Origin of the sequence: Streptococcus atopicus (assembly GCF_049166725.1) — a bacterium.
Classification (GTDB): domain Bacteria; phylum Bacillota; class Bacilli; order Lactobacillales; family Streptococcaceae; genus Streptococcus; species Streptococcus hominis.
Genome location: NZ_JBMHFC010000010.1, coordinates 77,491 through 86,359 on the forward strand (window position 1 = coordinate 77,491; position 8,869 = coordinate 86,359).

Consider the following 8,869-nt stretch of genomic DNA (forward strand, 5'->3'; position numbering starts at 1 on the left):
GGAGCGCCACATGACTATCACCGGTATCATTGCAGAATTCAACCCCTTCCACAATGGTCATAAATACTTGCTAGAGCAGGTTAAAGGTCTGAAGATTGTTGCCATGTCGGGAAACTTTGTTCAACGTGGTGAACCTGCGATTGTGGATAAGTGGACTCGGACCCGAATGGCTCTGGAAAACGGGGCGGATTTGGTGATTGAATTGCCATTTTTGGTGGCTGTTCAGTCAGCTGACTACTTCGCACAAGGAGCAGTAGATATTTTAGAGCGCCTTAGTGTGAATAAGTTGACCTTTGGCACGGAAGAGGTCTTAGATTATCAATACTTTTCACAGATTTATGGGGACAATCGACAGAAAATGGTGGACTACATACAAGATTTGCCAGATGATTTGTCTTATCCACAGAAAACGCAGAAAATGTGGGAAAAGTTTGCTGGTGTGAAATTCACAGGCAATACACCCAATCACATTTTAGGACTTTCTTATGCCAAAGCTTGTGCTGGAAAGGCTATTGAGATTCTTCCAATCAAGCGTCAAGGAGCTGGCTATCATTCGCAAGAAGAAAATTTAAAATACGCCTCTGCTACGGCTCTTAGAGAGCGTCTTAATTGTCCAGATTTTTTGGAGAAATTTACCCCGGCTCATGAACTGCTGATTCAGTCTCCCAAAGTGACCTGGTCAGCACTCTATCCTTTGCTGCGTTACCAGATTATCAGTCATCCCGATTTGACGAGTTTTTATCAGGTTAATCAAGAACTTGCGGTGCGCTTGCAGGAAGCAGTGAAAACCAGTTATAGCGTAGAGGAGTTGGTCGAACAAGTCGCAACCAAGCGATATACGAAAGCACGAATCAGACGGATTCTGACTTATATTTTGGTCGGTGCAAGAAATGATCGGTTGCCTAGCGGTATTCATATCTTGGGCTTTACTCAAGCAGGTCGAGAACATCTTAAAAAGATGAAAGGGAAAACAGACTTCATCAGTCGCATCGGTCAAGAACCATGGGATTCCTTAACCCAGCGAGCTGATTGTATTTATCAGCTAGGGAACGCCCAACTAGAGGAGCAGAATTTTGGGAAAATCCCGATAATAGTAGATTGATGCAAAAATTATTTTGTAGAGCTGGTTATTGTCAATAATTTGCTAGTGAAATTCAACCTGACTTGTGATATAATAAAAAAGATTGAAAAAGTGAAAATCTAAAGGAGAACATCCAATGGGACGTAAATGGGCCAATATTGTGGCGAAAAAAACTGCCAAGGACGGTGCAAACTCAAAAGTTTATGCTAAATTTGGTGTTGAAATCTATGTAGCAGCTAAAAAAGGAGAGCCAGATCCAGAATCGAACTCAGCTTTGAAATTTGTTATTGAACGTGCGAAGCAAGCGCAAGTGCCAAAGCATGTTATTGACAAAGCGTTAGATAAGGCAAAAGGAAATACAGACGAAACCTTTACTGAAGGACGTTATGAGGGCTTTGGTCCAAATGGTTCAATGCTTATTGTGGATACACTAACTTCAAATGTCAATCGTACCGCAGCCAATGTTCGTTCTGCCTTTGGTAAAAATGGTGGAAACATGGGAGCGAGTGGCTCAGTGTCTTATATGTTTGATAATAAAGGTGTGATTGTGTTTGCAGGAGACGATGCAGATAGCATCTTTGAACAATTGTTAGAAGCAGATGTAGACGTAGATGATGTAGAAGCAGAAGACGGAAGCATTACAGTTTATACCGCACCGACAGATTTGCACAAGGCCTTGACTGCTCTCCGCGAATCTGGTGTAGAAGAATTCCAAGTTACCGAATTGGAAATGATTCCACAATCTGATGTGGTATTATCAGGCGAAGATTTAGAAACATTTGAAAAGTTGTATGCTGTTTTAGAAGACGACGAAGATGTCCAAAAGATTTATACAAATGTAGAAGGATTTTAATAGTGAAGAAAGAGGTGGTGGGACAGAAGTAAATATTTTTGATTTTTACTTCTGTCCCACCACCGTAGGGTTGCTTAGATACTCTTCTGAGCTTAAAAAGCAAATGAAGAGTCCGACAGCTACTGCGTCAAGAGTTTTTTACTAATACAGATTGAGACTGAGATAATTTTGTCCCAGTCTCTTTTTTGTTACTTACTAATCTCTCAGTGTTTTTTAAGAAATTTAGTTATAAGACCGTAAGTATGTTGAGCTAGTATCTTCTTTACTTTGATAGAGTAGACATGAAGTTTGGTAGAAAAGGTGGGCTAGCTAATAATATGTAGTTGAAGAGTGAGGTTGGTTTCCAAGACTGGTTGTTGTAGCTCAGCTTATTCTAAAAATTCAAATAAGGAGCGTAAAAAGCAGACAAACCAGTGATAAACTATAAGTTGAGAGAAGTAAACTATTAGTCGATTGAGTTTGTAAGAAAAGGTGCTACAATATAATTAGCAAATGGAGGGAGGAAAAATCTGATTTCGTTTAGCTCTACTTGATAAAGAAAATCTATCACTTTGATAAAAATCAAATAATAGTCAAGAAGGAAAATATTTGATATGATAAGATTTATCTTAATGAAAGAGGTTATTATAGGAATATGAAAAAAGTGTTAAAATATTCTTCTTTAACAGCCCTTGGGCTTTTGACAATAGGAGCTTTAGTAGCGTGCTCCAATTCAAAATCAACGACTTCATCTGGAAAAACAGAAATTAAAGTCGCAACGAATGCTTCACCCAAGCCGTTTAACTATGAAGAAAATGGTAAGCTAACAGGTTATGAAATCGAAGTCGTTCGTGCGATCTTCAAAGATTTTGACAAATACAAGGTAAAATTTGAAACAACAGAGTGGTCAGGTATTTTCGCAGGTCTGGATAGTGATCGCTACCAAATGGCGGTCAACAATATCAGCTATACAAAAGAACGTGCAGGAAAGTATTTGTATGCAGCTCCAACTGCTAAAAATCCAAACGTTTTAGTGGTGAAAAAATCTGATAAAAGCATTCAATCGCTGGATGATATTGGTGGGAAAACAACAGAAGTTGTACAAGGGACAACGACTGCAGCACAATTAGAAAAATACAACCAAGAACATTCTGGCAATCCAACGAAAATTAGCTATACAAAAGCAGATTTTCAACAGATTATGAGTCATTTAAACGATGGTAAGTTTGATTATAAGATTTTTGATAAAATTGGTGTAGAAACAGTTATTAAAAATCAAAAACTGGACAACTTGAAAGTGATTGATTTACCAAGTGACCAACAACCTTATGTTTATCCACTTTTAGCAAAAGGACAAGATGAGTTGAAAACATTTGTTAATAGGCGCATTCAAGAGTTGTATAAAGACGGAACTCTGGAAAAACTATCCCAAAAATTCTTTGGCGGTAGTTACTTGCCAGTAGAAGCAGATGTGAAATAAGAGAATGTAAAGCTAGCTAGTTTCAAAGTTTCAGCTGGTTTTCTTACACAAAACAGTTATAGTTTATAACTATACCCTTTGTTATGAAATAACAATTTGTCAATCAGGTAAATATGTGCGATACTATTTTCATAAGATTTTTAAAGGAGACAGAAAATGAAATTTAAAAAATGGTTTGGAATAACAGCTCTAGCAGCTGTAGCAGTGATTGGCTTAGCAGCTTGTGGTTCAGGAAATAAAAGTGATGACGCCAAAACGATTAAAGTTGGTGTGATGACAAAGAGTGACTCAGAAGAAAAACGCTGGGACAAGATTCAAGAATTGTTGAAAAAAGATAATATCAAGTTGAAATTTACAGAATTTACGGACTACTCGCAACCAAATAAAGCGGTCGCTGATGGTGAAGTGGATATCAATGCTTTCCAACATTACTATTTCTTGAACAACTGGAACAAGGAAAACAAGCAAGACTTAGTTGCAACTGCTGAAACTTATATTTCACCAATTCGCCTCTACTCTGGTACCAAAAATGGAAAAAATAAATATACGAAAGTAGATCAAATTCCAAATGGTGCAGAAATTGCAGTTCCAAATGATGCGACAAATGAAAGTCGAGCGCTTAATTTATTGCAATCTGCAGGATTGATTAAATTAGACAAGTCTGGAAATGAATTGGCAACTGTGGCAAATATCAAAGAAAATCTGAAAAAATTGAAAATTACAGAATTGGATGCTAGTCAAACAGCTCGCTCATTGACTTCAGTAGATGCAGCCGTTGTAAACAATACATTTGTAACAGAAGCAAAATTGGACTATAAAAAAGCCTTGTTCATTGAACCGAAAGATAAAAATTCAAAACAATGGTTTAACATCATTGCAGCTAAAAAAGATTGGGAAAAATCTCCAAAAGCAGATGCCATTAAGAAACTCATTAAAGCTTATCATTCAGATGAAGTGAAAAAAGTGGTTGAAGAAACATCAGACGGTTTAGACCAACCGGTTTGGTAATCTTTATTTCATTAGCTGTATTTCAGTCTAAAAACTCAGTTGGAATTACCGACTGAGTTTTGTCGCCATTCTATAAGGAGAAAATATGACATTTTCAAGTGAAGAAGAGCAAATTAAAAAATTTGAACAAGATATAGTAACACAAGAATATATCGCCATTTTACGAACTTTGATTGCTAAAAAATCAATCTTCGCTCAACAAGTCGGTTTACAAGAAGTGGCTGCTTATCTAAAAGAAATCTTTACAAAAGCTGGTGCGGAGGTGGAATTAGATGACAACTATACAGCGCCATTTGTGATAGCGAAGTTTAAAAGTTCAAACCCTACAGCTAAGACAATTATTTTTTATAATCACTACGACACGGTTCCGGCAGATAGCGATCAGATTTGGACAGATGACCCATTTACCTTATCTATTCGAGACGGTGGCATGTATGGTCGCGGAGTAGATGATGACAAAGGACATATTATCGCGCGTTTGACGGCTATGCAAAAATATTTACAAAAGCATAAAACGTTACCTGTCAATGTCATTTTTATGATGGAAGGAGCAGAAGAGTCTGCTTCTGTTGATTTAGAAAAATACCTAGCCAAACACAAGGTGTTTCTGCAAGGGGCAGATCTTCTCGTTTGGGAACAAGGAATTAAAAATTCTTTGGGTCAACTAGAAATTTCTGGTGGGAACAAGGGAATTGTGACCTTTGATATGAAGGTCAAAAGTGCGGAAGTGGATATTCATTCTAGCTTTGGTGGTGTGATTGATTCGGCTTCTTGGTACTTGTTGAACGCCCTTGCTAGCTTGAGAGATAAGGATGGATGTATTCAGGTAGAAGGGCTTTATGATCAAGTAATCACACCTAATCAACGAGAGTTAGCTTTAGTGGAACAATACGCTCAGCGCAGTCCAGAAGAAGTAGAAACTATTTATGGTTTGGAATTACCTTTATTACAAGAAGAGAAAAAATCTTTTTTAAATCGAATTTTCTTTGAACCCTCTTTGAATATTGAAGGAATTACTTCTGGTTACCAAGGTCAAGGAGTGAAGACGATTCTTCCGTCAGAAGCTTCGGCAAAAGTAGAGGTTCGTTTAGTGCCAGGACTGGAGCCACGTAGGGTGTTAGAGCTGATTCGCAAACAACTCGACAAAAATGGTTTTGATAAGGTAGAATTAGTTTATACTTTGGGAGAAATGAGCTATCGTAGTGATATGAGTGCGTCGCCGATTTTAAATGTCATTGAACTAGCTAAGAAATTCTATCAAAAAGGAGTTTCTGTCTTACCAACTACAGCAGGTACAGGACCGATGCACACGGTATTTGAAGCACTTGAGGTACCAATGGTCGCCTTTGGACTTGGAAATGCGAATAGTCGAGACCATGGCGGTGACGAAAATGTCCGCATTGCAGATTATTACACCCATATTGAATTAGTAGAGGAGCTGATTGCAAGTTATGAGTAAAGAAATGATTCAGTTAGATCACATTGATGTAACCTTTCAACAAAAGAAACGTCAGATTCAAGCAGTTAAAGATGTGACGATTCATATTCAAGAAAGAGATATCTATGGAATTGTCGGTTATTCTGGGGCTGGGAAATCAACCTTGGTTCGTGTCATTAACCTACTGCAAGTTCCAACGAGCGGGAAAATTATTGTAGATGATGATGTTCTTTTTGACAATAAAGTAACCTTGACAGCAGAACAGCTGCGCCGCAAACGTCAAGACATCGGCATGATTTTTCAACATTTTAATCTGATGAGTCAATTGACGGCAGAAGAAAATGTCGCTTTTGCGTTGAAACATTCTGGTCTATCAAAAGAAGAAAAGAAAGAAAAAGTGCGTACCCTGTTGGAGTTGGTCGGTTTAGCCGATCGCGCTGAAAATTATCCTTCTCAGCTTTCCGGAGGGCAAAAACAGCGGGTTGCCATTGCGCGTGCTTTAGCAAATGACCCTAAAATCTTGATTTCTGATGAATCAACCTCAGCTCTAGATCCAAAAACAACTAAACAAATTTTAGCTCTTTTACAAGATTTAAATCAAAAGCTGGGATTAACAATTGTTTTGATTACTCATGAGATGCAAATTGTCAAAGACATCGCTAATCGTGTCGCAGTTATGCAGGACGGTCAACTGATTGAAGAAGGTTCTGTTTTGGATATTTTCTCTAATCCTCAGCAAGACTTAACCAAAGACTTCATCGCGACTGCAACAGGAATTGATGAAGCTATGGGCAAGATTGAGCAACAAGAAATTGTCAAACATTTGGCGAAAAATAGTCTCTTGGTGCAAATGAAGTACGCAGGAACCTCTACAGATGAACCCTTGCTGAATGAAATTTACAAACATCATCAAGTTACTGCCAATATACTCTATGGAAATATTGAAATTTTAGGTGGAACACCTGTCGGAGAACTGGTCGTTGTTTTATCTGGTGAAAAGGAAAATCTAGCAGCGGCTAAAACAGCTATTCGTGAAGCTGGTGTTCAATTGACAGTATTGAAGGGAGAAGCATAGATGGAAAACTTTATTCAAACATACTTGCCGAATGTTTATCGAATGGGTTGGAGCGGTCAAGCTGGCTGGGGAACAGCTATTTACTTGACGTTATATATGACAGTTATTTCTTTTATTATTGGTGGATTATTGGGGTTAATTGCAGGGCTTTTTCTTGTTTTGACTGCTCCAGGTGGTGTCTTGGAAAATAAAATAGTTTTTTGGATTTTAGACAAAATCACGTCTATCTTCCGCGCCATCCCATTTATTATTTTGTTAGCTGTTCTTTCACCTTTTTCACACTTGATTGTGGGGACTAGTATTGGACCAAACGCAGCTATTGTACCACTTTCTTTTGCCGTATTTGCTTTCTTTGCTCGCCAAGTTCAAGTTGTTCTTGCCGAATTGGACGGCGGTGTTATCGAAGCTGCTCAGGCAAGCGGAGCGACTTTCGGTGACCTAGTTGGTGTCTATCTACGTGAAGGTTTGCCAGATTTGATTCGTGTGACAACAGTCACTCTTATTTCTCTCGTTGGCGAGACTGCAATGGCTGGTGCTGTCGGTGCTGGAGGAATCGGGAATGTTGCGATTGCTTATGGCTTCAATCGCTATAATAACGATGTAACAATTTTAGCAACGGTTATTATCATTGTACTTATCTTTGCCATTCAGTTTGCTGGTGATTTTTTGACTAGAAAATTAAGCCATAAATAGGATAGCTGAGATGATTGTTAGAGATAAACAATACCCGTGGTGCTAGTTAAGTTCAAAATAGCTCAAATTATAAGCCAATAGGATTTGTTCAATCCTCAACTGTAGTCCAGCTACTCCTCTGGCGAAGGTGTATTCCATATCAAAGAGAGCACATAACTCAGAAAAGCGCGTTTCAATGGTTCGTCTCATAGCCAATAATCTCCAGTTGTTATGCTGGCTCGCGCTTCCCATATTCTGACGTAAGGGAGTCCATAAATGATACCCTCTCTATTTCAACCGATCTTTAAGAGCCTGACTGAGATACCCTAAATCTGCTAAAATCACAGATTGTTGGCAGCCTTCCAATAAATCCTCCACCACACTTTGATATCATGAACAGAAGCTGACGTGACAATATAGTTCAGAATATAACCAGATAAGGTAACGAGCATGTGAACTTTGAAACCATAGAACCATAAGTGTTTTGACGCATTGTAGCCAATGTCTGCCACTCCTTCGAAAATACTTGCTCTATGGTTGCGAACAGACTGACAAAGTGGTAGGGAAAACTGTCTACGATGGCAATCGTATCGGAGGAGATTTGGTCATTCATCGCCTGTCGAATGAGTTGTAGCAACCAAATCAACTGCCTTGAACGACGATTGAAGCGACTTCTTTCTAGCAGTCGGCCACAGGGAAATAGTTGACAGATTCGGTGAAAATGACGTTGCGATTTGATTCTTAGTTCAGCTTGCAAGAGCAGTAAGACTAATAGAGATTCATCCGAAACTTTTGACAAGCTGACATTATGACGATGTTTCAATGAATCAGGGCAATAATCCCGATAAAGCTGATGACAAATTTTTGATAATTGCTTCATATTCCATTGTAAATAATGGGATTTAGCGGTATACTGTAAGTGGCTCATTTGGACAACCTCCTGTTTGTTTCGTCACTTACAGTATAATCCAAATGGGCTTTTTATGGTATTTTGAGGTTAACTAGCACCACGGGTAAACAATAAATATATAGAAAAGTGATATAAAAGTTCTATGATAATAGGTCATAGAATTTTTAGTTTATACATATTTTCTCTTTCGTATGACCAGTACAAGTATTTAGCAGTTTACAGGAGATAAGAAAGAGGAGGCAGGAAAAATTGGAAGAAAAAGTTTAAGAAAATAAAAAAAGATGAAAAAAGGTATTGACAAGAGTCAAAGGAGATGATATACTAAGATAGTTGTCGCTTGAGGGGCGACAAAGACCTTTGAAAACTGAACAAG

At 38.3% G+C, this 8,869-nt stretch carries 7 protein-coding genes and 1 pseudogene; 7 read left to right on the forward strand and 1 reads right to left on the reverse strand.

Features of this window, described 5'->3' with window-relative positions:
- The first annotated feature begins 10 nt into the window (after positions 1–10).
- The 7 genes from ACOMA9_RS07565 to ACOMA9_RS07595 all read left to right on the forward strand — a co-directional run bounded on the left by ACOMA9_RS07565 (position 11) and on the right by ACOMA9_RS07595 (position 7,607).
- Positions 11–1,102, forward strand: a complete 1,092-nt coding sequence (locus tag ACOMA9_RS07565) for a nucleotidyltransferase (RefSeq protein ID WP_247905940.1) — start codon at positions 11–13, stop codon at positions 1,100–1,102.
- A 115-nt stretch (positions 1,103–1,217) separates the two neighbouring features.
- Entirely contained in the window at positions 1,218–1,934 is a 717-nt protein-coding gene (locus tag ACOMA9_RS07570) for a YebC/PmpR family DNA-binding transcriptional regulator (protein WP_330945207.1), read from the forward strand.
- A 634-nt stretch (positions 1,935–2,568) separates the two neighbouring features.
- The gene (locus ACOMA9_RS07575) at positions 2,569–3,393 is read left to right on the forward strand and encodes an amino acid ABC transporter substrate-binding protein (protein ID WP_330945206.1); all 825 of its coding nucleotides are present in this window, start codon (positions 2,569–2,571) and stop codon (positions 3,391–3,393) included.
- A 156-nt stretch (positions 3,394–3,549) separates the two neighbouring features.
- Positions 3,550–4,401, forward strand: a complete 852-nt coding sequence (locus ACOMA9_RS07580; protein WP_330945205.1) for a MetQ/NlpA family ABC transporter substrate-binding protein — start codon at positions 3,550–3,552, stop codon at positions 4,399–4,401.
- Between the two features lie 85 nt (positions 4,402–4,486).
- Complete coding sequence (locus tag ACOMA9_RS07585; RefSeq protein WP_247905943.1) at positions 4,487–5,860, forward strand: M20/M25/M40 family metallo-hydrolase; 1,374 nt, start codon at positions 4,487–4,489, stop codon at positions 5,858–5,860.
- Entirely contained in the window at positions 5,853–6,914 is a 1,062-nt protein-coding gene (locus ACOMA9_RS07590) for a methionine ABC transporter ATP-binding protein (protein WP_247905944.1), read from the forward strand. Before ACOMA9_RS07585 ends, ACOMA9_RS07590 begins: the two co-directional genes overlap by 8 nt.
- Positions 6,915–7,607, forward strand: coding sequence for a methionine ABC transporter permease (locus ACOMA9_RS07595; protein ID WP_003035462.1), 693 nt, complete (start codon positions 6,915–6,917; stop codon positions 7,605–7,607).
- 42 nt (positions 7,608–7,649) lie between these two features.
- On the opposite strand, the pseudogene ACOMA9_RS07600 reads toward ACOMA9_RS07595, so the two are convergent.
- A pseudogene (locus tag ACOMA9_RS07600) lies at positions 7,650–8,514 on the reverse strand (IS982 family transposase).
- Positions 8,515–8,869 lie beyond the last annotated feature (355 nt).

Coding starts and splice junctions, on each gene's coding strand:
- ACOMA9_RS07590 (WP_247905944.1), top strand. CDS start 5,853: ATGAGTAAAGAAATGATTCAGTTAGATCACATTGATGTAACCTTTCAA.
- ACOMA9_RS07565 (WP_247905940.1), top strand. CDS start 11: ATGACTATCACCGGTATCATTGCAGAATTCAACCCCTTCCACAATGGT.
- ACOMA9_RS07595 (WP_003035462.1), top strand. CDS start 6,915: ATGGAAAACTTTATTCAAACATACTTGCCGAATGTTTATCGAATGGGT.
- ACOMA9_RS07580 (WP_330945205.1), top strand. CDS start 3,550: ATGAAATTTAAAAAATGGTTTGGAATAACAGCTCTAGCAGCTGTAGCA.
- ACOMA9_RS07575 (WP_330945206.1), top strand. CDS start 2,569: ATGAAAAAAGTGTTAAAATATTCTTCTTTAACAGCCCTTGGGCTTTTG.
- ACOMA9_RS07570 (WP_330945207.1), top strand. CDS start 1,218: ATGGGACGTAAATGGGCCAATATTGTGGCGAAAAAAACTGCCAAGGAC.
- ACOMA9_RS07585 (WP_247905943.1), top strand. CDS start 4,487: ATGACATTTTCAAGTGAAGAAGAGCAAATTAAAAAATTTGAACAAGAT.